Origin of the sequence: Halobacillus dabanensis (assembly GCF_900114165.1) — a bacterium.
Classification (GTDB): Bacteria; Bacillota; Bacilli; order Bacillales; family Halobacillaceae; genus Halobacillus; species Halobacillus dabanensis.
Map to the genome: position 1 here is coordinate 178,671 of NZ_FOSB01000003.1, position 22,654 is coordinate 201,324.

Below are 22,654 nucleotides of genomic sequence, written 5' to 3' on the forward strand. Positions count from 1 at the left end.
GGAGAGTGGATTTATTACGCAAGGAAAAATGTACCTTATATGGCGTGCTTATTGATTTTGAGGTAATCATCAAGAAATTCACCTATACCGTTTTCTTCATTGGACCTTGTCACATGGTTGGCAAGATCCTTTAATTCATTTATAGCATTACCCATTGCAACGCCGACACCTGCATATTCGATCATTTCTAAATCGTTATCTTCATCGCCGAAAGCAATAATTCGTTCTTGTGGGATATGGAAATACCGGGCGACTTTATCCAACCCGACAGCTTTGTTCATTCCAGCACGAACAATTTCAATGACATGCCACGGTGCTCCCCATTTACGGTGATCGATTAAAGATGCATGTTCATCAAGTTCTTGTCGCAACTGTTGGATTTTCTCTTCTTCTGGATGGATCAGAATGGAAGTAGGGTCATCTTTTAAATTGGATTGTAATCGTCCGATAGTGATTGGATCATTTTCAGTTTGGAAAATACTCATGATTTCCTCATCGTATTGATCGAGATATACTTTATCTTTCACTTCGGCGAGTATGTTTTTCACCCCTAGTTCTTGGCAAGTATGAATGATTTTATGGGCTGTGCGAATTCCTAGTGGTGAGTGAACGGCATCCCATTGGTGGTCTTTAGGATGGTGGATCAATGCACCATTAAAGTTCACCATTGGTGTATCGAGTCCGAGTTCATGGTAAAAATCTATACTGGCCCGATGAGGTCTTCCTGTGGCGATGACAATTATATGCCCTTGCGCCATCGCACTCAAAACTGTATGTTTCGTTTTTTTACTGATTGTCTTTCCGTCTGTAAGTAATGTACCGTCTAAATCTAAAGCAATTAAATGTCGTTCCAATTTTCTTCACCTCATTTGTATGTATAGTTTATCGGGTAGGTAGGTGAATTGTAAAGAATTTCCCTAGAGTCTACCTACCGCTTTCCAATTAATGTTGGCAGTGTTACGATAAATATTATATAAAGAAGATATGAATACCATCTAAACGAAACGTAAAGTTTTTGTTTTTGCAGAAAGGAACAAGGAACAATGATAGGCATATACCGTAATTCATTTAAAAACGTACCTGTATTGACTGTTGTGGATTCTACAAAACAAGATCAGCCATTGCCTGTTTTCATCTATTTTCACGGGTTTACATCCGCTAAAGAACACAATCTCCCTCAAGCCTATTTACTTGCCCAAAAGGGCTACAGGGTAATTTTACCGGATAGCATCTATCACGGTGAGCGAGATGAAGACATGCCTAAACAAGAATTGAATTTTAAGTTTTGGGATATTGTGTATCAAAACTTAAAAGAACTTCAGGATATTAAGGATGAGCTTGATCGCTTGGATTTAGTCAAGGATTGTCGCATCGGTGTCGGAGGAACTTCCATGGGTGGAATCACGACAAGTGCTGCACTTACTATGTATCCGTGGATTCAAGCATCGACTGTGATGATGGGCTCGCCAAAACCAGTCGACTTTGCGAAAAAACTTATCCAGGATGTGGAGAAGACAGGAATCGTGCTTCCAATCAAAAAAGAAGAGCTTGATGAACTGTACCGTTCTCTTGAAGGAATTGACCTCTCCAAACAAATGGAGAAACTCTACGGTCGTCCTCTTTTCTTTTGGCATGGTGATGCAGATCCAGTTGTTCCTTTTGAACATTCCTATGATTTTTACAATGAAGCGATTGAGCAGTACAAAAATCCGGAAAATATCCGTTTCTTAAGGGAAGTCGGACGTGATCATAAAGTAAGTCGATTCGCCGTCCTGGAAATGGTTAATTGGTTGGAGTTAGTATTGTAAACAGCAGGAATATTTTATTCTCCATGTAATTTTGTTTATAATAGAGAGTGAAGAAATGTGAAGGGGGAAAAAAAGTGAGTACAACTGCACTTGAAGAAAATGCAATGGGTGCCCTTGAAAATGTTATTGACCCTGAACTCGGCATTGATATCGTAAACTTAGGGTTAGTTTACGGCGTCGATATAGATGATAATGGCGATACAACAGTGACAATGACATTGACTGCGATGGGTTGCCCACTTGCGGGTCATATTGAACAGGACGTGAAACGCTGCTTAGCGGATCTTCCTGAACTTAACGAAGTAACTGTAAATATTGTCTGGAACCCGCCTTGGACAAAAGATCGGATGAGCCGTTACGCAAAAATTGCGCTTGGTATTCCGGATTGATGGAATGTATGCCCCTGCCGTTTGAATAACGGTAGGGGTTTTTACATAAACATGGGTTTATTCATTTAAGTAGGGTATTTTCATATTTGACCCAATTACGGCCCCTTCGGGTTTCTCGTTTTTATGCTTTTAATGGTTGCTCGATCTTTGGTGAACCTCTGACATCAGTTGATTGAGGTATAATCATCACTATGATTTGTAACGACCGCCATCACACGATTTTCACTTGGGCTAGGCACACCTCCCGGGTTGTTTGCAATTTATTTTAAGGAGGGGAGAGACATGAGCCTTTCGCCGGTTTTTCAAGTTGTTGGCTTTAAGAACAGTGGAAAAACATCTCTGCTATCCGACTTGATTGCGTATGGAACAGGTCGAGGGGAAAGAGTTGCAACTATCAAACATCAAAGTCATGATGAACCCTTGAAAGTGATCCACCATGATACAGATAGCTACCGTTTGCATGAATCGGGGGCTTTTATGACAGGCGTAGATAGCCACCGACGTTTTCAGCTTGAATTGACTCATGAAGACGACCTTCCACTGGAAAGTCTTGTTTCGATTTATCAACATTTTTCACCAGATTTAATTGTCGTTGAGGGATATACTCAAGAGCAGTTCCCAAAAGCGGTTATTATAAAAAGGGACACAGAGTTACATCTGCTGAAGGAATTGGCGAATATTCAATTGGTGATCTGTTGGGATGAGTGCATGACTGATGATATCCCTTTCCCTGTTATTTCCTTGAAAGATTGGAGAAAACATTTACATGAAGTTTATAAGTTAGCAAAAAGTGGAGGATAAAAAAAGTCAGCTTTTTAAGGCTGACTTTTTTGGACTTAGATAGCGTCCGTCTTTTAAATTATAAGAAAAGGACAACAAGACCACCTACGATAAAGCAGTAAAAAGCGAAATATTTCAAGTTCCCCCGGGCCATGATATTCATGAACCATTTCAAGGAAAAGTAGGATGCCACAACAGAACCTGCAAAAGCAAGTGTGTAGGCGAACCATGCGCCCTCGGCCTCCGCATTGACAATTACATCCTCAATGGACAAAAGCATCGTCCCTAAACTCACAGGGATAAATAACAAGAATGAAAAGCGCAGAGCAGTTTCCTGTTTCATACCAAGGAACATCGCAGCAACAATGGTAGCTCCGGACCGGCTGATCCCCGGAATTAACGCAACAGCTTGTCCTAGTCCTACAATGACAGCATCTTTCCATGTTAATTGCCCGTCCCCTTTACGGCCACGAAGGTTACGAATGAGCCAAAGGGCTATTCCTGTAATGATTAGTGTAATTCCTACGGTTTGTACCGTAGATAAGACTTCAATAGCATCTCCCAGCAGGATTCCCAATACACCAGCAGGGATAGTTCCGATAATCAAATAGATGATAAAATCGAAATCATCTTTTTGTCTGGAGTCCCGCTGAAATATGTAGCCAAACCCGTTCTTTATGAGACGGATAAGATCTTCTCTGTAAATAATTAATACGGCTACTAGAGAACCAAAGTTGACTAGAACCTCAAAGGTTAATCCTTTTAACCTCAAACCTAATAATTCCTGCGCAATGACCAGATGTCCACTTGATGAAATCGGAATCGGTTCTGTGAATCCCTGGAAAATCCCCAAAAATAGATATTTAATAATTATCCATAATTCTTCCATGCCTATCTTCCTCCTGACCCTGTGATCGAATACTTACCATTATTTTTATTTTTTTAAGGTGGTCCTAGAACTGTGTGATATTGCTAAAAGCACTATTCGATTATAAAGCAACCTATTCTATAACACCATACGAATATTTCTTTATTTTTTGGTGGTTTGAAAATCAATGGTCAAAGAGTTTCTCTAATAGGGTACCGGAATCGGGTACTAAGTAACTAACTCGTATCAAAAGGAAATCGTCTTGCAAATGGAAAGTCCTTTTTTATCTGCAAGACGATTTCTTGTTTTGTCTATCCGTGTGTTATACCCTTAGTTCTCCCTATATATAAAATGGGTGATAGAGAATCCAAATAAAAAAGCATTGCTACCCGAAGATAGAATGCTTTTTAATAGGCTTATGCTTCGTCTTTGATAATTCCTTCTCCAAGTACCACAGCGGCGAGGGTGAAAAGAATCGTCATGATGATTACTTGCGAGAATGCAAAGCTGCTTCCTGCCATGTTACTGACTACATAAGCAGACATGAAACTTAGTAAAAAAGCCCAAATGATTGTCCAAATCATCCGCATTGTTACTCACCTCATTTTTTAACACAATCTATCTTTATATTATCAGACACGCTTGGAAAAAGAAATATGAAATCGCTTCATGATTAAACAATGAAATGAATAAAATGTAAGAAGTCATAAAAGAGGGGGATTATCCTATGATGGTGACCGTCAATCCATGCTTCCATTGGGTCGGGTATCATATCACCAGAGGCCTTCTTCAAGAAGGGGTGGAAGTGATTGGCATTGACCCGATTATTGACGAGAAGAGTGACCTCTTATATATGTTCGTGGGACGTAATAGCAATTTTCAACACTTTTTTCAAGAATACGATAAGGAAAACTATGTACAAAAAGCGGAAAATGAAATCACAGTGGAGTATGTAGAAGATTTTTTATTAATCAAAAAAGCTAAGGAAAAACAAGAATGGTTGGAATTGCCGAAACTCTACGGGGAATGGATGGACCTGGATCGCTATGGTTTACAGGGACGGGATTCATTAATGAAATGGATTGAAATAAATGATGCCATCTATATTGAAGACTTTTTCGAGGATTTTTATCGTGATCTCTTACAAGAAGATCCCATTGTAGTAAAAAAAGCGGAACGATAAGGAAGAGGTAATGGAGAAGAGAGTAGAAGCTATTGTTAGGTGTGAAGATATACTTAGGAAAGTCTGAGGCTTGGGGAATGTCCATTTACTTTTTTAACGGAAAACAGGTAGAATAGTGAGAGGATATAAGTTGTGGTTATTTTAGGAGTGCTTGAATGTGAAAATACAGACAATCATGATCCTCTCACTCATTGTTTTTCTTGTAGGTTGCGATGGGCTTCCAGGATATGAAGAAGATATAAAAGTCGGGATGTTAGTGGAAACCACCATTCACGACCAGGCTTGGGGACAACAAGGATATAAAGGATTGCAAGCCATCCAGGAGGAGTATGGGGTAGATATTTACTTTAAAGAAGGAGTTCGAACCTATAACCAAACGGCTCAAGCGGTAGATGATCTGGCGAATAAAGGGGTCGATGTTATTTTCGGTCACAGCAGCCTCTACGGAAATCACTTTCGTGAGTTGCATCAAGTCTATGGTGAAATGGACTTTATCTACTTTAATGGGCAGTTTTCCGCTGAAAATGTAACAAGTCTTAATTTTGAAGCAAGGGCGATGGGCTTTTTCGCTGGAATGGTAGCAGGGGAAATGACAGAGACCGATCAAATAGGACTAATTGGTGCTTTTGAATGGCAACCAGAGGTCGAAGGTTTTTATGAAGGGGTCATTCATCAAAACCCTCAAGCTAACGTAGACATGGCACTAACGAACAGCTGGGAAAATACAGAGTTGGCTTTGATGTATTATGAGAATATGAGTAATAGTGGGGCAGATGTTTTTTATCCAGCTGGAGACATGTTCAACATACCGGTAATTGAAGAGGCTCAAAAAGATGGAAACTATGCGATTGGATATGTAGAGGATCAGTCAAATATTGCTGAAAATACGGTGTTGACAAGTACCGTTCAAAAAGTGGATGAAGTTTATAAATTGGCTATGGAACATTATATGAAAGATGATTACACCGGAACGTCACTCTCCTTTGACTTTCAGGAAGGTGCGATTCAGATGGGTGAATACAGTCCAGCTGTCCCTGAAGAGGTTCAGGAAGAAGTACAATCCTCTGTGGAAGATTATATGGAAACAGATGAATTGCCATAATAAAGAACTCTGGAGCTTTTTAGTGCTCCAGAGTTCTTTATTATTTGGTAGTAAAAAAGTATCCGTTTTGTTTTGCGGATTAATCTATTTGCCACCACCTTCCACTACTGTCCTATTTTTTGAAGCGGTCAATCATTGGTTTGATCAATGGTGACACAGACTTCCACGTTTTTGAGGCTTCTTCAAACAGTTCTGGGAATTTTGGTTGTGATGATTTCTCTCTTTTATCATCCTCCTGTTCTTTATTTTGGTTGAAGCCCCAGAACTCATCGAAAGGGGACGTTTTTCTTTTTGCCATCCATTCACACCTCCTCTTCTAAATTTTATGAAAGGATGGATCGTCCTTTGTGGGCTGGGATAAGGTGGAAGACACAAAGCATCATAAAGTATAAAAAATGTAAAGGTAATGCAGATTATCTATATCGCTAGGTGGATATGATCGGTCCTATATTCAAGAGTAGCTCTCTTTGTGGTCCTAGGTTATAAAGCAACGGTTTATTAGAAGCGTGTCATAGGCGAAAGATACAGGGGAATCGGTATTAGTTCGAGGGGGAGAACTTGCACTACGGATGCAGATGAATTAAAATTAGTACCAAGTCATAAGAATTGATATTAGAGATTACCTTTAAGGGGATGAATATATGAAAGCAGGATTCTTAGGCGTAGGGCACTATGCGCCGGAAAAAGTTCTGACCAATAAGGATTTAGAAAAAATGGTAGATACAAGTGATGAGTGGATTCGAACTCGTACAGGAATTGAAGAGCGTAGAATTGCAGCAGATGATATGGATACATCTGATTTAGCTTTCCGGGCAGCTCAAGAAGCATTGAAAGATGCAGATTTAGAAGCGGAAGACTTAGATATGATCCTAGTTGCTACAGTGACACCGGATACACCATTCCCGTCTGTCTCGGCAATGCTGCAACACCGACTTGGTGCAAACAAAGTAGCTGCAATGGATTTAAGTGCTGCTTGTGCAGGGTTTATGTATGGAGTGATTACAGCTAAACAGTTCATCGAAACAAACGCATACAAGAATGTTCTTGTGGTCGGTGTCGAAAAGCTTTCGAAGATTACCGATTGGTCTGATCGAAACACATGTGTCTTGTTCGGTGATGGAGCAGGCGCAGCGGTAATAGGCCCCGTAAGCGAAGATAAGGGGATCCTTTCGTTTGAATTAGGTTCAGATGGAACGGGTGGACCGCACCTTTACCAAACACGGGAAGATCTGTTATTCATGAATGGTCGTGAAGTTTTTAAATTCGCTGTCAGACAAATGCCGGAATCTTCGGTCAATGTCGTTAAAAAAATCGGTTTAAGCGAACAGGATGTTGACTATTTAGTGCCACACCAGGCGAATATAAGAATAATGGAAGCGGCCCGTGAACGATTAGGTATACCTGAAGAGAAAATGTCTACACAAATCAAACGTTATGGAAACACATCTTCCGCTTCTATTCCGATTGCTTTGTCAGAAGATGTGAAGGCAGGTAAAATTAAAGATAATGATCTCGTCGTACTTGTCGGATTCGGTGGCGGGCTCACCTGGGGAGCCGTTGCCCTTCGATGGGGTAAGTAATCAAGGAGGAATGGAATGATGGATAAACATCGTGTTGTTATTACTGGTTTGGGAGCGGTGACTCCTGTCGGTAATTCTGTAGAAGAAATGTGGAAAAATATTAAAAACGGCGTTTCTGGCGTCGGTGAAATTACAAAAGTGAATAAAGAGGACTACCCTGTTTCCGTGGCAGCAGAGTTGAAGGATTTCGATCCGTCTGATTATGTGGACCGTAAAGATGCACGTCGAATGGATCCGTTTGTACAATATGCGATGGTTGCTGCCCATATGGCGGTAGAAGATGCCAATCTTGACATCACGGATGATGTAGCCCATCGCACTGGCGTATGGATCGGCTCAGGAATCGGTGGTATGGGAACGTATGAATCCCAATTTGAAACGTTCCAGAAAAAAGGTTACCGTCGTGTCAGTCCATTTTTCATCCCGATGATGATTCCGGATATGGCTGCAGGTCAAGTTTCGATAGCGCTTGGGGCGAAAGGGATTAATTCTTGTACAGTAACTGCTTGTTCTTCGGGCGCAAACTCCATCGGGGATGCCTTTAAAGTGATCCAACGTGGGGATGCTGATATTATGATAGCTGGCGGTACAGAAGCCCCGATGAATAAAATGTCCTTTGCCGGCTTCGCCTCAGCTCGTGCGTTATCCCTGAATGAAGATCCACAAACTGCAAGTCGTCCGTTTGATAAGAACCGTGATGGTTTTGTAATGGGAGAAGGGGCTGGAATCCTGATTATGGAGACGCTCGAGTCTGCCAAAAAACGGGGAGCGAAAATTTATGGTGAATTGAAAGGGTACGGCTCTACGGGAGATGCCTATCATATCACTTCTCCTGCACCAGAAGGAGATGGGGCAGCACGTGCCATGAGACAAGCCATTGATGATGCTGGAATAAATCCTGAGGATATCGATTATTTAAATGCTCACGGTACTTCCACAGAGCTGAATGATAAGTTTGAAACACATGCAGCGAAAACAGTATTCCAAGATCATGCTAATAAGCTTGCGATCTCTTCTACGAAATCTATGACAGGTCACTTGCTGGGAGCGGCTGGTGCTGTAGAAGCAGTCATCTCACTAAAAGCAATCAATGATGGAATATTGCCTCCTACCATTAATTATGAAACGCCGGATCCAGAATGTGACTTGGATTACGTTCCTAATGAAGCTAGAAAACAAGATGTCAACTTCGTTATGAGTAATTCACTCGGCTTTGGCGGCCATAATGCCAGCTTAATTTTCCAAAAATATGATGGATAAACAGAAGGAACCCCGATATCTCACTATAGATATCGGGGTTTTATTTATTATTCTAGTCCGAAGAATTGATGTAGTGTTTTTTTGGTTTCCTCTTCATCATGATTGAGCACAAGACCGACAGGATATGCTTTTCTTTCGTCCCAGACATTGTCTGTCGTAGGTACACTCATCATATCCACGTTTTCTACGGGGTTTAATAACAAATCTTTTCCGAGTTGGAGTACTTTACCTCCCTCTATGTTCGTATCAACATATGGTTGCAGGTTCCCGATCAGACGAGGGGCCTTCAAAACTCCCTGGAAGGAAAGGAGCTCGTCTTTTAACAGATCAATGACTTTCTGTTGCCGCTCCACTCTGGCAAAGTCTCCTCGTGCATCGCTCCTATATCTCACATAACCAAGTAAGTCTTCTCCGTTAAGAGATTGTGTTCCTTCTTTCAAATCAATAGTCGTACTGCCATCACCTGAACCGTAATGCATATCTTTCTCAACTTCTACTTGTATTCCATCAGGAGATAGTGTGTCAACGATTTGGGTGAAGCCATTAAAATCAACAATAGAATAATACTCCGCTTCGATGCCGAAGTTTTTTTCAATCGTTTCCCTTAAGAGTTCAGGACCTCCAAGCGCAAAGGAAGCATTCAGTTTATTATATCCATGGCCAGGAATATCGATATACATATCCCTCATTAACGAAACTAGTTTAGCACTTTGATTGGAAGGGTCATATTCTGCGAGCATGATGGTATCTGTCCTAGCAATTTCTGAACCCCGTTGATCGATTCCTAATAAAAGCATCATCATTTTTCCATCATTATTGTCTATTCCTTTAAAATCATCTTTATATGGGCTCCCGTTCGTTTCTTCTGAAGGGAGGGATTCTGCAGCAGACGCTTGTTGACTCATGGACTGTTGTTTGCCTGCTAAGTATTCATAACCTGAGTATCCAATAACTAATAAGAAAATAAGAGCATACAAACCTATAAAAGCTTTGCGTTTACGCCTTCGTTTATTGCGTTTACGCAGAGACCTTGATTGAGACAAAGGCCATCATCCTTTCCATTTAATGCCTGTCTGATAATAAATGTACCTGTTATTGGCGAAGAAGTAAAGACTAGGATTTAAAGGGAAATAACCGCATGTCCAAGCATTCCTTTTCATAAGATATCAATAGGAGGACGAGCCGGAGAGGTGAGTGTATGTGGTATTGGTTACTTCTATTAACGGGTTTTGGATTCGCAGTGGCAGGGGGAACGGTGACAATCACTTACTTGAATCTTGTCCCAGCTGGATTAAGCTGGATTGAATTCGCCATATGGATAAGGACAAGAGTAGAGTGTTACTTATTTCCGATTGGATTAATACTTATAACGACTGCATTGATGCTCATGAAAGAATAATTTTCTAAAATATGGATTGAAAGAATAAAAAAGCCAGCATTGGTCATAATGTAACCAAAAGAGATCACCGAGTGAAAGTGAGGGTCCGATATGTTATACATGCATGATCTGTGGGTGAACTGGTTTGAAGGTGAAGAGAATGGGTATAACGTTTGTCGTTTTCATGAATGGCGGAAAGAGGACGGGATCGAGCTGATCGATCAGATTCCATTGATTTTTATAAGTGATGAATTATTCACTTTTATTGAAAATGATTTGCAAGATCTTCCTGCCTCTTTACTTCAGGATATCCATCGTAAAACGTATATGAAAAAGAACCAGGAAAGACACACGGTTGAATATGCAGCTGTGGTAACAAATGGTAAAGATGTCATCGTTTTCGATACGATTGGATATACGTTGCCTGTAAAAAAGAGCCGCTTGATTCCGAGACAAGAACGATTGGTGTTTGAAATGGTCCAGGGGAAAGAACCTGAAAACTATTCAATAGAAGAAAGTGTTACAAAAGAGCACCATATTTTATCACTGGATCCAGGGAAAATGTCAGGGCTGACACGGAGAGAAAGGCAGTTAAAACAACTACTCATGATGGCCCTCGACCAATTAAAGCAATCGGATCATCCTGAGGAAATACGTTACTGGTTAACCGAATGGGATCCAGCACAGTATCCTACCATAAAGAGATTTTCAAATGAGGAAGCCTGGGAACGTTTATATGAAGGAACCTGCAATGGCTGGTCAAAAGTGCATGAAGAACTATGTAAGAAAATGGTAAAAGGTCAGCCATTTTTTGAAACGATTTGGCAAGGGGAGAATGAACGAGTATCCCAGCATATGAATAGCCAGAATTGAGATGATTATCTCGATTCTGGCTATTTGTTTTGCCGGAAACTAACTATATTTTAGGGAAGGGGGAGTATTTGACTGATTATTCAGGTTCCGGTTTCCCCTTCAGTCCTTCAGTAAATCCTGGATGATAAACATTAATATCATATTTAAGGGTATCGAGGGGAGGGGCACCAGGGCACTCTCCGTTTTTCAGGAATTTTTCTTCGTATTATTTCTTTTTCACACGACCGAGCCCCATAGCTTTTTTAGCTTTTCGGATCATTTTATTTGCTTCGTAGGATGCCTTTTCTGCCCCTTCATCTAATATATAATCTAGTTCTTCCGATTGTATCAGTGCTTCATAACGCTCCTGGATCGGTTTTAGGACAGCAACAACAGCTTCTCCTACCCCTTGCTTGAAGTCACCATAACCTTTTCCTTCATACTTTTGTTCTAACTGTTGAATGCTTTCTCCTGTACAGGCAGATTCAATCGTCAATAGGTTCGATACTCCAGGTTTATTTTCTGGATCAAATTTCACCACCCCATCAGAATCTGTCACCGCACTCTTGATTTTCTTCATAATTTTCTTTTCATCATCTAGCAAAGAGATAAATGCTTTCTGGTTCTCATCAGACTTACTCATTTTTTTAGTCGGATCTTGAAGAGACATTATCCGTGCGCCTTCTTTAGGAATGCTTACTTCCGGCACAGTGAAAATGTCATTGTATTTATTATTGAATCGCTGGGCTAAGTTACGTGTTAATTCTAGATGTTGCTTTTGATCTTCCCCCACAGGCACCATATCGGTTTTATACAGAAGAATATCAGCTGCCATTAACGGTGGGTATGTGAGAAGACCGGAGGAAACTCCTTCTTTTCCGCCTGCTGATTTATCTTTGAATTGTGTCATCCGTTCTAATTCGCCGATATAGCTGACACACTGCAACATCCAACCTAACTGGGTATGTGCAGGTACTTCTGATTGGATAAATAATGTGGATTTGTCAGGGTCTATGCCACAAGCCAAATAAAGGGCAGCTAGAGAGCGAATGTTTTCCTTCAATTTCAATCGTTCTTGAGGAACGGTAATCGCATGTTCATCCACGATACAGAAGTAACAGTGATTATCATCCTGTAACTTTGTGAATCGTTTCAATGCTCCAATGTAATTCCCTAATGTGACGGTGCCACTGGGCTGGATTCCTGAAAAAATTGTTTTTGCCATTTACATCACCTCATCGTATTTTTGGTATAAAAAAAGGATCATTCATCTCTTCCTATATGGAAGGGACGAATGATCCGCGGTGCCACCCTAATTACTCCCCCATCGGGGAAGTCATCTCCTATCGTTAACGCCGATTTACGTCTTTAGTCAGCTCCGAAGGCCCAATTCCTATAGAAGTCCTTAGCTGTTCACAGCGCCCACAGCTTCTCTGAAAAGGTACAATCCACAGTACTACTTCTTCATCATTGCATTTCGTTCTATTAGATTAAGTTAATATTATATAGGAATCAGTGGTTCAGCGCAAGTTTTAACTGGAATAATAAATGAAAAGCAAGACGATCAAACCAATGCTTAACACAATTCCATGAAAAATAAAGAAACCTGGTAATGATTTGTTGATGGTTTTAGAGGGAAGAGGCTTCTCCTTCCAATCATCTAAATAATCCTTATTTTTAGACATTCGGTTCGAGAAACGTCGGAACCCATAGGTGATTCCATCAAAAAAACCGCCCTTAACCACCCACATGATAATTCCTATGAAGATATAGAAATAAGCAAAATAAAACAGCTGATTTATATAATGAAGCAAATTGTAATCAGGTGCGAGTACAATAAATAAAAGGGAAACAAGGGTGATGTTCATAATTACCATGAACCATTTGTTTTTTATAATGCTCACAACAGTGCCACCTTTCTTGAAAACTCGTTCACTATTATAGCATGTTTTTATCTTTGTGGATGGAGTGTAAAGACAGTAAAAAAACTGAATATTTAGTTTAGAAGGAATCTTGAATGGTATATTCAAATCCTTTAACGGATAACCGCGATAAATAACATTCTTTGAAAATCCCATATCTTTTTTTATACATAATTTCTTATAAATGAAAGAATCTTAGCAGAAATATTGTAAAATAAACTAGGTAAAAAGTCTCAAAATATGTCACTGAAACGTAATAATAGTGGGGATCCTAGTTTTATTCAGAAAAAAAGGTAATGCAAAATAGTTAGAAAACTTGTATAATTCGGTATGTGGACAAAATACCACAACAAACTTTTAGAAAATTATTAGGGGAGGTCATTTTCTATCATGAAAAAGACAAATTGGTTATTGCTAGTACTAGCACTAGTACTGAGCATGTTCCTCGCAGCTTGTTCTGGTGGATCCGACGATACGTCTAATTCCACAGACGACGCTGACACAGAGGAAACAGATTCTGGAGATTCTTCCAGTGAAGAAGAAGCCGCTACAGGTGATAGCGAGCAAGTACTTAATCTACTAGACACTGCAGAGATCCCAACAATGGATGCATCTCTAGCAACTGATGCCGTTGCATTCCAATGGTTAGGTTCTACTACTGACGGTCTTTACCGCCTTGGTGAAGGTGCTGAAACAGAACCTGGTATCGCAACAGACCACGAAGTAAGTGAAGACGCTCTTACATGGACATTCAACCTTCGTGAAGACGCTGTTTGGTCAAACGGCGACCCTGTTACAGCGCATGACTTCGTTTACGCTTGGCAACGTGCAGTAGATCCTGATACTGGATCTGAGTACGGTCCATATATGATGAACGGCGTGATCAAAAACGCTGAAGCTGTTAATGCTGGTGACGTACCAGTTGAAGAACTGGGTGTAACAGCAGAAGATGACTACACACTAGTCGTTGAGCTTGAAAAGCCAGTACCATACTTCGAATCATTGACTACTTTCGGTACATTCCTACCGTTGAATCAATCTTTTGTTGAAGAGCAAGGCGATCAATATGCTCTTGAAGCAGACACACTTCTTTCTAACGGACCATTCGTCATAACAGAGTGGAACCATGGGGAAGGTTGGACACTTGAAAAGAACGAAGATTATTGGGATGCAGAAAACGTAAAGCTTGAGCAAATCAACGTACGTGTAGTAAAAGAAACAGCTACTGGTGTTAACCTTTATGACACTGGTGAAGTTGACCGTGTAAATCTTTCTGCAGAGTTCGTTGATCAATACTCTACATCCGATGAATACCGTATAATAGAAGAGCCAACATTGTTCTATGTGAAGATGAACCAGGAGAATGAGATTCTTTCTAACGTAAATGCGCGTAAAGCCATCCAAATGGTCATTGACCGTCAAGGTATAACGAACACAATTTTAAACAATGGTTCTATACCTTCTGGAGGTCATATGCCGAAGAACTTTGTCCAACACCCTGAGTCTGGGGAAGATTTCCGTGAGCTTAACGGTGACTTAGTTCAAACTGACGTTGAAAAAGCTAAAGAGCTATGGGCAACTGCTAAAGAAGAGCTAGGCATTGAAGAAGCAGAACTCGGCTACCTTGGTGGCGACAGCGAAGTAGCTCAAAACATGGATGCTTTCATTAAGGACCAACTTGAGCAGCTTGAAGGTCTAACTGTCAATGTTGAGTCTGTACCATTCCAAGTCCGTCTTGATCGTGACACAGCAATGGATTACGATTTGCAAAACTCTGGATGGGGCCCTGACTATATCGACCCGAACACATTCATGAACATGTATGTAACAGATGGAGCAAACAACAAGACTGGTTTCTCTAGTGAAGAGTATGATTCTCTTATTCAAAAAGCTGGGGATGAGCTTGCACTAGAACCAGCTGAGCGTTTCGATGCTTTCCTTGAAGCAGAGAAAATCTTGATCGAAGAAGAAGCGGTACTTGCTCCACTTTACCAACGAGCAAGAGCTCAACTTTTGAAGCCTTATGTTAAAGGTGTAGTCGTAAACCCAATGGGACCAGATTACAATTACAAGCACGCTTATATTGAAGGTAAGTAAGTCTTTCCAATCAAACTATATATAGGCTACTAATAAGGGAGAGAGTATATGGCCAGATAGTTGGCGTATGCTCTCTTTTTCCCTGCCGACAAAATATTCGGATTATAGACAAGATTCTGTCAATTACAACAAGATGTGAATGAAATGTTTTACTCATACGGAGGTGTTAAAATGACTCGTTATATTATTCAACGTTTAGTATATATGATCATAACGATGTTTTTGATTGCTACCTTAACGTTCTTCCTGATGAAGTTGCTACCAGGATCTCCCCTAGCTAGTGCCGATAAATTATCAGAAGAACAACAAGCAGTCGTTTTAGAAAAGTATGGATTGAATGACCCTATACCTGTTCAATATTACAATTATATGGTCAACTTAGCTCAAGGAGACTTGGGGATATCCTTCCAATTCGATAACAGGGAAGTCACAACGATTATCATGGATCGCATTGGGCCATCCATGCAACTAGGAATTCAAGCAATGGTCATTGGTACTATACTAGGAATGTTGCTCGGACTAGTTTCTGCTCTTTATCATAATAGTCCGTTAGACTATACTTCGACATTTTTAGCGGTATTAGGACAATCGATCCCATCATTCGTTTTTGCAGGTTTATTGCAGTTCTATATTGGTGTTAAATTAGGCTGGTTTCCAGTTGCCTTGTGGGAAGGCTGGGAGTACACTGTCTTACCAACCGTATCGTTGGCCATCTTCCCAATTGCAATTGCTGCCCGGTTTATGAGAACAGAAATGCTTGAAGTTATGGGCTCAGACTATATCGTTACAGCACGCGCAAAAGGTGTCAATAAATTCGGCGTCATAATCAAGCACGGCTTGCGTAACGCATTGATTCCATTGATTACAGTTTTGGGACCACTAGCAATCGGTCTGATGACAGGGACACTAGTAATCGAAAACATTTTTGCTGTACCAGGGATTGGTGAACAGTTCGTAAAAGCTATTAATGTTAACGACTATCCAATTATTATGGGTACAACCCTTTTGTTAGCATTCATGTTTATCTTTATCATCCTGGTCATCGACTTGCTTTATGGAGTCATAGACCCTAGAATCCGACTGGCAGAGGGAGAGTAATCAGTTATGGATAATCACAAACCTTCAAAAGATTTATTTGTACCCGTAGATCGAACAGACGAGCAAAGTGAGAAGATAGAACGTCCAAGTCTATCTTTCTGGCAAGATTCATTTATTCGCCTGCGTAAGAACGTAGGAGCCATGATTGGACTGGCTGTTCTTGTCATTTTAGCGCTTTTAGCGATTTTCGGACCGTATATGAATGACCATGGTCAATATGAACAAGATTTATCCCGAGCAAAAGTACCGCCTAAAGTAGATGGATTAGGCTGGTTAGGTATGGATGGTACGCTTTCTGACGTCATTGAAGCTGATTCGGTAGAAGATGCAGAACAAAAAGCGTTGATGCGTTTCAATAATCAAGAAGAATTTATTACAACAGAAGTACTGAACGATGGTTCCAATGGGGAACAAGTGGAAGTGAAAGCGACTTTAGATGTTTACTCAGCTAGAAATATAGAAGAAAATTTCTGGTTCGGTACGGATGGTTTAGGACGTGACCAATGGACGCGTACTTGGATGGGAACACGAGTATCCCTTTATATTGCGTTCTTGGCAGCTGCTATCGATATGGTTATAGGTGTAGCATATGGTGGAATTTCTGCCTATTACGGCGGACGCGTGGATAACTATATGCAACGTGTTATCGAGATTCTTGTCGGTATTCCGAACCTCGTACTCATCATCTTGATGATCCTAATATTGGACCCAGGTATTTTATCCATTACAATCGCGCTGGCAATTTCCGGTTGGATATCAATGGCGAGGATTGTACGTGGGCAGATTTTGAAACTTAAAAACCAGGAATTCGTATTAGCTTCAAGAACTCTTGGTGCAAAGGACAGTCGTATACTACAGCGACACTTAATTCCTAACGTGCTAGGTTTGATCATAATCAATACGATGTTTTCGATACCGTCAGCAATCTTCTTTGAAGCTTTCTTAAGCTTTATCGGGCTTGGGCTGCCGACACCGATGGCATCCCTTGGTACATTGATTGACGCTGGTTTCAAATCGCTGCAGATTTACCCACACATTTTATTGTTCCCGGCAATTATAATCTCCCTAGTCATGATTGCCTTTAATGTCTTAGCTGATGGTCTTCGTGATGCATTTGATCCGAAGATGCGCGAATAGGAGGTAGGTGTACAAAATGGAAAAATTACTAGAAGTCAAAAACATGCACGTATCCTTTGACACCTACGGTGGTGAAGTCAAAGCAGTACGTGGAGTCAATTTCGATGTGAACAAAGGGGAGACGTTGGCGATCGTTGGAGAGTCCGGTTCAGGTAAATCTGTAACAACAAAGGCTCTCATGCAACTGATCCCTCAGCCGCCAGGTCGTATTAAAGAAGGAGAAATCCTTTTCGAAGGCCGTGACCTGGCTAAAATGAATGAAAAACAAATGCAAAAGATTCGTGGTAAAGAAATATCCATGATTTTTCAGGATCCGATGACATCCTTGAACCCGACAATGAAAGTCGGTAACCAAATCATGGAAGGTTTGATCAAACACCAAAAAATGAGTAAGGCCCAAGCGCGCAAACGTGTGAGTGAATTGTTAGAACTTGTGGGTATCCCTGACGCGGAAAACCGTATCAATCAATATCCTCACCAATTCTCTGGGGGAATGAGACAACGTGTTGTTGTTGCCATCGCTTTGGCTTGTAATCCGAAACTTCTTATTGCTGATGAACCTACTACAGCCCTGGATGTGACGATTCAAGCACAAATCCTTGAACTTATGAAAGATATACAGAAGAAAACTGATTCTGCAACGATTTTTATTACGCATGACCTTGGGGTTGTAGCAAACGTAGCTGATCGTGTAGCAGTAATGTATGCTGGAAAGATTGTTGAGATCGGAACAGTTGATGACATTTTCTATAATCCTCAACACCCATACACATGGGGCTTGCTTGGTTCTATGCCTTCTTTAGACAGTGAAGATGAAGAACTTTATGCAATCCCTGGTTCTCCACCGGATTTATTAAACCCTCCTAAGGGAGATGCATTTGCTGCTCGAAACGAATATGCAATGAAAATCGACTTTGAACAAGAACCACCAATGTTCAAGGTTAGTGATACCCACTATGCAGCCACATGGTTGCTTCATGAAAATGCACCAAAGATAGAACCTCCTGAAGCAGTTAAGAAGCGTATGGAAGGTAATGCGAATGGATCCAGCAGTTCGGAAGGTGAGCGCATATGAGTCAAGAAAAATTAGTTGAAATTAAAAATTTAAAGCAACACTTCAAAACTGGAAGACATAGTGTCGTCAAAGCTGTTGATGGTTTGAACTTTAATATATATAAAGGGGAGACATTCGGACTTGTAGGTGAGTCGGGTTGTGGCAAGTCTACCACAGGACGAACAATCATCCGCCTTTATGATGCAACAGATGGGGAAGTAATCTTTGATGGCGAAAATGTTCATGGTAAAAAATCACGCGAACAACTGAAAAAGTTCAATCGTGAAATGCAAATGATTTTCCAGGATCCTTACGCTTCTTTGAACCCAAGGATGAAAGTTGCAGACATCATTGCAGAAGGTATGGATATTCATGGACTTGAAAAAGATGCGAAAGGTCGGGAATCAAGAGTTCATGAATTATTAGAAACTGTCGGTTTGAATAAGGAGCATGCAAACAGATATCCACACGAATTCAGTGGTGGTCAGAGACAGCGTATCGGGATAGCACGTGCACTGGCGGTAGATCCAAGCTTCATTATTGCCGACGAACCGATCTCAGCTCTTGATGTATCGATTCAAGCTCAGGTCGTTAACTTGTTGAAGAAACTTCAAGAAGAAAAGAACTTGACGTATCTATTCATCGCTCACGATTTATCCATGGTCAAATATATCAGTGATCGAATCGGAGTTATGTACTTTGGTAAAATGGTTGAGCTTGCCGATGCGGATGAACTTTATAAGCACCCGATCCATCCGTATACGCAGTCTCTTTTATCTGCTATTCCTTTACCTGACCCGGACTACGAACGTACCCGTGAACGATTCACATATGACCCGAACAATCACGATACTAGTGAAGAACCGGAGTTCCGTGAAGTGCGGCCAGGTCACTATGTTCTCTGTACAACAAAAGAATTCGAACAATATCAACGTGAACATGGAACAGGAAAATAAGTGGTATCAGAAAGTCCCTGTGTAGAGTGCAGGGACTTTTTTTAATATTTAATACATACGAGACTTGAAGAACTTATGCCTCTTATTCAGTTATATGGCAGTATTCTAGAAGACTCGATTTCGAGATAATCGGGATCCGTTGCCGTATGAAGAGTCAGGGGTAGTGGGGAAGTCATTCGCCGCCGCACCTATCCACCCATAAAAAGTCTCGAAACTGAGTCTTACAGAATAAGGAGCTTTAGTGGTGGGGTTGACTATCATGTTATTCTGCGGAAAATTTAGAGTAGGTCAATTGTCATGTTCTACAAATTATCGTAAAAAATTGGATAGGAATACTGTTATAAGATGGAAACCTCTTTTATAATAGTAAATAGAAGAAAATTGGGATAGGAGAAGGATGTAAATGGGGAAAAGACAACTTTGGATGGTCATCTTCACATGTGTTCTCTTTTTAGGTTTGAGTGGAGCGCTACATAAAGTTCAGGCTGAAGAGGGAGAAAGTACGAAAGAATTCGCTGTGCTGTCCAAAAAACAAATGAGCTTGAAAGAGTTAGAAGTACCAAGTCCTGCTGCAAGGTTTACATATAATTCAGGATTGGAATTCGAGTACCCTGACGCTGTTCGGGGAATTTATGTTACAGGGCCATCGGCTGGTGGTGCCAAGATGTCAGAGCTTACGACACTCGTTGAAGAGACAGAGTTGAATGCAATGGTTATCGATATTAAAGAAGATCACGGAAATATTACGTTCGAACCTGAAGAAGGTTCACCATATGCGGATGTTGCTGAATCTTTCATCGATGATCCTCGTGCAATGTTGGAAGAACTGGAGGAGAAAGGCATTTACCCGATTGCAAGGGTTGTGGTGTTTAAAGATAGTATGCTGGCGGAAAAGCGCCCAGAGTTATCTTTCACGGAGAATGGTCAAGTTTGGAAAAATGGAAAAGGGGAAGCATTTGTAAACCCTTTTATGGAAGAAGTATGGGAGTACAATGTGGAACTAGCAAAAGAAGCAGCGAAAATGGGATTCGAAGAGATTCAATATGATTATGTCCGTTTTCCAGAAGGATTTGGGAGCCGTGACGACATACTTGAGTATGATCAGGGTAAATATGCTGATATGGACTTAGACAATGTTCAAAAACGTGTACAAGCAGTCACAGACTTTGTTGAATATGCACGTAATGAATTAGAGTATTATGGTGTAGACGTGTCTGTTGACATTTTTGGTTATGCCGCTACGATTACAGAAGCTCCTAACATAGGACAAAACTTTTCTAAAATTTCCTCCAATGTGGATGTCATATCCTCCATGATTTATCCAAGTCACTGGGGACCGTATTTTGGGATTGCTAAACCGGATACAGAGCCATATCGTTTGGTAAATGAATATGCAAAAGTTGAGAATGAAGTGTTAAATGAATTAGAAGATAAGCCTACATCAAGACCTTGGTTACAAGATTTCTCAGCACCCTGGTTGTATTCTGGGGCTGCGAAACAGTACGGAAAAGCAGAAGTAGAACAACAAATCCGCGCATTAAATGAAAATGGAATTAATGAATTTTTATTATGGAATGCAGGGAACAACTATACGAAGAATGTAGATTATACACCTTTAGACTAGGATAGAGAGGGCTGAATTTTATATTCGGTCCTCTTTATTAGTATAGTCAAGGGATCTTTTCACACTCTATATACAAATGGGTTTACAGGTGATGATTGGATGTACAGATTATATTTAACATGTGAATCAATCTTCGGTATAATAGAGATGACTAATGATAAGGGAGTAGATCAATGAATTGGTATGAGAAGTTGAACGAGTATTTCCCAGTAGAAGAAATGAAATCAAGAGAACACATGGAAGCTCTTCTGAAGGAAAAAAGTGACGTTTACTACAAAGATGAAGGCGAACATCACGTGTTAATGTATGCAGAATTCGATAGCTTTATTTTTATCGACTATGTATACGTGTCCACTGCTTCACGTGGTCAAGGACTTGGTCATAAACTCATCGAAAAGATGAAGAAGAAAGGTAAACCAATTATCCTTGAAGTAGAACCTGTGGATTATGATGATTCTGATACGGAAAAAAGGTTACGCTTCTATCAACGCGAAGGTTTTAAACATGCACAATCAATTGGTTATACTAGAAGGTCAGTCGTTACAAATGAGCTGAGCCAAATGGAGATCCTTTATTGGTCACCCGATGATGCATCTGAAGAGCAAATTTATGAACAAATGAAAGAAATGTATACGGAAATCCACACGTATAAAGATGAAGAATTTTATGGAAAATCCTATCAACCTGTCGAAGAAGTGTTGACGCGAGACGAAGAACGAGGCATAGAAAACATTTTGCATGAACTTGATAAAACAAAAAGTTGAGATTATTTTACCCACTTTTATTAAGGTGGGTATTTTCAATAAAGAGAGAGTAGTTGAAAATAGGCTTTTTTGTTTTTTTCTGCATTTTAAGGTTTAACGACCAATGAAGTGTGGTATAGGACTGTGGAAACGATTTATAATTGCTTTTTGTAACATATGTTCGTATTTTTATAGAAATTACTTGACGAGTGTGTTATAGTAGAATCAAGGTTAAATTATATTGATTATAATTAAATGAAGCAATTAAATTTTTCACCATAAAATATTGAGGAGTGAAGTTTCTGTATGGTCACACTTTATACCTCACCAAGTTGTACATCATGTAGAAAAGCGAAGGCTTGGCTGGAAGAGCATAACATCCCATATACGGAGCGTAATATTTTTTCCGAGCCTTTGACATTGGATGAGATCAAAGAGATTCTCCGAATGACGGAGGATGGAACGGAAGAGATTATCTCCACAAGGTCAAAAGTATTCCAAAATCTTTCAGTTGATTTTGATCAGTTACCTATGCAAGATCTTTTCGACTTGATTCAGGAAAATCCAGGCTTGTTACGCCGGCCGATTATTATTGACGATAAACGCCTCCAGGTCGGATACAATGAAGATGAAATTCGTCGCTTCTTACCACGAAGTGTCCGTACATTCCAACTTAAAGAAGCTCAACGATTAGTCAATTAATAATGAAGAAAAGCTGTGATGGCAATAGGCCAGTCGCAGCTTTTCTTTTTTTTACAAAGATTGATTAGAAAACCACTATTGAGGGAAAGAAAAACAGACAGTTAACTTATTTAGTGTATTA

The 22,654-nt window shown here is 40.3% G+C and carries 24 protein-coding genes and 1 other annotated feature; of the genes, 17 read left to right on the forward strand and 7 right to left on the reverse strand.

Annotated elements, in window-relative coordinates; translation table 11 throughout:
* Positions 1 to 35: 35 nt before the first annotated feature.
* The gene (locus tag BMZ58_RS06850; protein ID WP_075035810.1) at positions 36 to 854 is read right to left on the reverse strand and encodes a Cof-type HAD-IIB family hydrolase; all 819 of its coding nucleotides are present in this window, start codon (positions 852 to 854) and stop codon (positions 36 to 38) included.
* A 189-nt stretch (positions 855 to 1,043) separates the two neighbouring features.
* Between BMZ58_RS06850 and BMZ58_RS06855 the strand changes: the two genes are divergently transcribed.
* The 3 genes from BMZ58_RS06855 to mobB all read left to right on the forward strand — a co-directional run bounded on the left by BMZ58_RS06855 (position 1,044) and on the right by mobB (position 2,998).
* Positions 1,044 to 1,808 (forward strand): alpha/beta fold hydrolase, encoded by a 765-nt coding sequence (locus tag BMZ58_RS06855; protein WP_075035811.1) that lies wholly within the window; start codon positions 1,044 to 1,046, stop codon positions 1,806 to 1,808.
* Between the two features lie 104 nt (positions 1,809 to 1,912).
* Positions 1,913 to 2,197, forward strand: coding sequence for a metal-sulfur cluster assembly factor (locus tag BMZ58_RS06860; protein WP_075035999.1), 285 nt, complete (start codon positions 1,913 to 1,915; stop codon positions 2,195 to 2,197).
* A 282-nt stretch (positions 2,198 to 2,479) separates the two neighbouring features.
* Positions 2,480 to 2,998 carry a molybdopterin-guanine dinucleotide biosynthesis protein B gene (gene mobB / locus BMZ58_RS06865; protein WP_075035812.1) on the forward strand — a complete coding sequence of 173 codons (519 nt, stop codon included), beginning with the start codon at positions 2,480 to 2,482 and terminating at the stop codon, positions 2,996 to 2,998.
* A gap of 58 nt (positions 2,999 to 3,056) precedes the next feature.
* On the opposite strand, the gene BMZ58_RS06870 is transcribed toward mobB, so the two are convergent.
* Both BMZ58_RS06870 and BMZ58_RS06875 read right to left on the reverse strand, forming a co-directional pair.
* Positions 3,057 to 3,866, reverse strand: coding sequence for an undecaprenyl-diphosphate phosphatase (locus BMZ58_RS06870; protein ID WP_075035813.1), 810 nt, complete (start codon positions 3,864 to 3,866; stop codon positions 3,057 to 3,059).
* Between the two features lie 395 nt (positions 3,867 to 4,261).
* Entirely contained in the window at positions 4,262 to 4,435 is a 174-nt protein-coding gene (locus BMZ58_RS06875) for a YjzD family protein (protein WP_075035814.1), read from the reverse strand.
* A gap of 137 nt (positions 4,436 to 4,572) precedes the next feature.
* On the opposite strand from BMZ58_RS06875, the gene BMZ58_RS06880 reads away from it, so the two are divergent.
* On the forward strand, positions 4,573 to 5,028 hold the full coding sequence (locus tag BMZ58_RS06880) for a hypothetical protein (RefSeq protein WP_075035815.1): 456 nt from the start codon (positions 4,573 to 4,575) through the stop codon (positions 5,026 to 5,028).
* Between the two features lie 157 nt (positions 5,029 to 5,185).
* A complete protein-coding gene (locus tag BMZ58_RS06885) occupies positions 5,186 to 6,130 on the forward strand; it encodes a BMP family ABC transporter substrate-binding protein (protein WP_083412592.1) in 945 nt (314 codons plus the stop codon).
* Between the two features lie 112 nt (positions 6,131 to 6,242).
* Here the strand turns inward: BMZ58_RS06885 and BMZ58_RS06890 are convergent, their stop codons facing one another.
* Positions 6,243 to 6,428, reverse strand: a complete 186-nt coding sequence (locus tag BMZ58_RS06890) for a hypothetical protein (protein ID WP_075035816.1) — start codon at positions 6,426 to 6,428, stop codon at positions 6,243 to 6,245.
* Between the two features lie 343 nt (positions 6,429 to 6,771).
* Between BMZ58_RS06890 and BMZ58_RS06895 the strand changes: the two genes are divergently transcribed.
* Together BMZ58_RS06895 and fabF are read left to right on the forward strand one after the other, a co-directional pair.
* A complete protein-coding gene (locus BMZ58_RS06895) occupies positions 6,772 to 7,710 on the forward strand; it encodes a beta-ketoacyl-ACP synthase III (RefSeq protein ID WP_075035817.1) in 939 nt (312 codons plus the stop codon).
* Positions 7,711 to 7,728: 18 nt separating this feature from the next.
* Entirely contained in the window at positions 7,729 to 8,970 is a 1,242-nt protein-coding gene (fabF, locus tag BMZ58_RS06900) for a beta-ketoacyl-ACP synthase II (protein ID WP_075036001.1), read from the forward strand.
* Between the two features lie 47 nt (positions 8,971 to 9,017).
* Here the strand turns inward: fabF and BMZ58_RS06905 are convergent, their stop codons facing one another.
* On the reverse strand, positions 9,018 to 10,013 hold the full coding sequence (locus BMZ58_RS06905) for an LCP family protein (protein WP_075035818.1): 996 nt from the start codon (positions 10,011 to 10,013) through the stop codon (positions 9,018 to 9,020).
* Positions 10,014 to 10,168: 155 nt separating this feature from the next.
* On the opposite strand from BMZ58_RS06905, the gene BMZ58_RS06910 reads away from it, so the two are divergent.
* Entirely contained in the window at positions 10,169 to 10,369 is a 201-nt protein-coding gene (locus tag BMZ58_RS06910; protein WP_075035819.1) for a YuzI family membrane protein, read from the forward strand.
* 90 nt (positions 10,370 to 10,459) lie between these two features.
* Complete coding sequence (locus BMZ58_RS06915; RefSeq protein WP_075035820.1) at positions 10,460 to 11,221, forward strand: YjbA family protein; 762 nt, start codon at positions 10,460 to 10,462, stop codon at positions 11,219 to 11,221.
* A 205-nt stretch (positions 11,222 to 11,426) separates the two neighbouring features.
* Here the strand turns inward: BMZ58_RS06915 and trpS are convergent, their stop codons facing one another.
* Both trpS and BMZ58_RS06925 read right to left on the reverse strand, forming a co-directional pair.
* Positions 11,427 to 12,425 carry a tryptophan--tRNA ligase gene (trpS, locus tag BMZ58_RS06920; RefSeq protein ID WP_075035821.1) on the reverse strand — a complete coding sequence of 333 codons (999 nt, stop codon included), beginning with the start codon at positions 12,423 to 12,425 and terminating at the stop codon, positions 11,427 to 11,429.
* Positions 12,426 to 12,483: 58 nt separating this feature from the next.
* Positions 12,484 to 12,680 (reverse strand) — a binding site (T-box leader).
* Between the two features lie 52 nt (positions 12,681 to 12,732).
* Positions 12,733 to 13,104 (reverse strand): DUF3899 domain-containing protein, encoded by a 372-nt coding sequence (locus tag BMZ58_RS06925; RefSeq protein ID WP_075035822.1) that lies wholly within the window; start codon positions 13,102 to 13,104, stop codon positions 12,733 to 12,735.
* A gap of 408 nt (positions 13,105 to 13,512) precedes the next feature.
* Here BMZ58_RS06925 and BMZ58_RS06930 point away from each other — a divergent pair, with 408 nt between their 5' ends.
* The 8 genes from BMZ58_RS06930 to spxA all read left to right on the forward strand — a co-directional run bounded on the left by BMZ58_RS06930 (position 13,513) and on the right by spxA (position 22,533).
* Entirely contained in the window at positions 13,513 to 15,219 is a 1,707-nt protein-coding gene (locus tag BMZ58_RS06930) for a peptide ABC transporter substrate-binding protein (RefSeq protein WP_075035823.1), read from the forward strand.
* 171 nt (positions 15,220 to 15,390) lie between these two features.
* Complete coding sequence (gene opp3b, locus BMZ58_RS06935) at positions 15,391 to 16,317, forward strand: oligopeptide ABC transporter permease (protein ID WP_075035824.1); 927 nt, start codon at positions 15,391 to 15,393, stop codon at positions 16,315 to 16,317.
* Between the two features lie 6 nt (positions 16,318 to 16,323).
* Positions 16,324 to 17,454: an oligopeptide ABC transporter permease gene (gene opp3C, locus BMZ58_RS06940; RefSeq protein ID WP_075035825.1), complete on the forward strand. Its 1,131-nt coding sequence runs from the start codon at positions 16,324 to 16,326 to the stop codon at positions 17,452 to 17,454.
* A 16-nt stretch (positions 17,455 to 17,470) separates the two neighbouring features.
* Positions 17,471 to 18,529: an ABC transporter ATP-binding protein gene (locus BMZ58_RS06945; protein WP_075035826.1), complete on the forward strand. Its 1,059-nt coding sequence runs from the start codon at positions 17,471 to 17,473 to the stop codon at positions 18,527 to 18,529.
* Positions 18,526 to 19,464, forward strand: coding sequence for an ABC transporter ATP-binding protein (locus BMZ58_RS06950; RefSeq protein ID WP_075035827.1), 939 nt, complete (start codon positions 18,526 to 18,528; stop codon positions 19,462 to 19,464). Before BMZ58_RS06945 ends, BMZ58_RS06950 begins: the two co-directional genes overlap by 4 nt.
* A 403-nt stretch (positions 19,465 to 19,867) precedes the next feature.
* Positions 19,868 to 21,088 carry a putative glycoside hydrolase gene (locus tag BMZ58_RS06955; RefSeq protein WP_075035828.1) on the forward strand — a complete coding sequence of 407 codons (1,221 nt, stop codon included), beginning with the start codon at positions 19,868 to 19,870 and terminating at the stop codon, positions 21,086 to 21,088.
* Between the two features lie 173 nt (positions 21,089 to 21,261).
* Positions 21,262 to 21,852 (forward strand): GNAT family N-acetyltransferase, encoded by a 591-nt coding sequence (locus BMZ58_RS06960; protein ID WP_075035829.1) that lies wholly within the window; start codon positions 21,262 to 21,264, stop codon positions 21,850 to 21,852.
* A gap of 285 nt (positions 21,853 to 22,137) precedes the next feature.
* A complete protein-coding gene (gene spxA / locus BMZ58_RS06965; RefSeq protein ID WP_075035830.1) occupies positions 22,138 to 22,533 on the forward strand; it encodes a transcriptional regulator SpxA in 396 nt (131 codons plus the stop codon).
* Positions 22,534 to 22,654 lie beyond the last annotated feature (121 nt).

What these genes read in the sequence shown, in the direction of transcription:
- BMZ58_RS06855 (WP_075035811.1), top strand. Translation starts at nt 1,044, where the DNA reads ATGATAGGCATATACCGTAATTCATTTAAAAACGTACCTGTATTGACT.
- BMZ58_RS06860 (WP_075035999.1), top strand. Translation starts at nt 1,913, where the DNA reads ATGGGTGCCCTTGAAAATGTTATTGACCCTGAACTCGGCATTGATATC.
- mobB (WP_075035812.1), top strand. Translation starts at nt 2,480, where the DNA reads ATGAGCCTTTCGCCGGTTTTTCAAGTTGTTGGCTTTAAGAACAGTGGA.
- BMZ58_RS06870 (WP_075035813.1), bottom strand. Translation starts at nt 3,866, where the DNA reads ATGGAAGAATTATGGATAATTATTAAATATCTATTTTTGGGGATTTTC.
- BMZ58_RS06875 (WP_075035814.1), bottom strand. Translation starts at nt 4,435, where the DNA reads ATGCGGATGATTTGGACAATCATTTGGGCTTTTTTACTAAGTTTCATG.
- BMZ58_RS06880 (WP_075035815.1), top strand. Translation starts at nt 4,573, where the DNA reads ATGATGGTGACCGTCAATCCATGCTTCCATTGGGTCGGGTATCATATC.
- BMZ58_RS06890 (WP_075035816.1), bottom strand. Translation starts at nt 6,428, where the DNA reads ATGGCAAAAAGAAAAACGTCCCCTTTCGATGAGTTCTGGGGCTTCAAC.
- BMZ58_RS06895 (WP_075035817.1), top strand. Translation starts at nt 6,772, where the DNA reads ATGAAAGCAGGATTCTTAGGCGTAGGGCACTATGCGCCGGAAAAAGTT.
- fabF (WP_075036001.1), top strand. Translation starts at nt 7,729, where the DNA reads ATGGATAAACATCGTGTTGTTATTACTGGTTTGGGAGCGGTGACTCCT.
- BMZ58_RS06910 (WP_075035819.1), top strand. Translation starts at nt 10,169, where the DNA reads ATGTGGTATTGGTTACTTCTATTAACGGGTTTTGGATTCGCAGTGGCA.
- BMZ58_RS06915 (WP_075035820.1), top strand. Translation starts at nt 10,460, where the DNA reads ATGTTATACATGCATGATCTGTGGGTGAACTGGTTTGAAGGTGAAGAG.
- trpS (WP_075035821.1), bottom strand. Translation starts at nt 12,425, where the DNA reads ATGGCAAAAACAATTTTTTCAGGAATCCAGCCCAGTGGCACCGTCACA.
- BMZ58_RS06930 (WP_075035823.1), top strand. Translation starts at nt 13,513, where the DNA reads ATGAAAAAGACAAATTGGTTATTGCTAGTACTAGCACTAGTACTGAGC.
- opp3b (WP_075035824.1), top strand. Translation starts at nt 15,391, where the DNA reads ATGACTCGTTATATTATTCAACGTTTAGTATATATGATCATAACGATG.
- opp3C (WP_075035825.1), top strand. Translation starts at nt 16,324, where the DNA reads ATGGATAATCACAAACCTTCAAAAGATTTATTTGTACCCGTAGATCGA.
- BMZ58_RS06945 (WP_075035826.1), top strand. Translation starts at nt 17,471, where the DNA reads ATGGAAAAATTACTAGAAGTCAAAAACATGCACGTATCCTTTGACACC.
- BMZ58_RS06950 (WP_075035827.1), top strand. Translation starts at nt 18,526, where the DNA reads ATGAGTCAAGAAAAATTAGTTGAAATTAAAAATTTAAAGCAACACTTC.
- BMZ58_RS06955 (WP_075035828.1), top strand. Translation starts at nt 19,868, where the DNA reads ATGGGGAAAAGACAACTTTGGATGGTCATCTTCACATGTGTTCTCTTT.
- BMZ58_RS06960 (WP_075035829.1), top strand. Translation starts at nt 21,262, where the DNA reads ATGAATTGGTATGAGAAGTTGAACGAGTATTTCCCAGTAGAAGAAATG.
- spxA (WP_075035830.1), top strand. Translation starts at nt 22,138, where the DNA reads ATGGTCACACTTTATACCTCACCAAGTTGTACATCATGTAGAAAAGCG.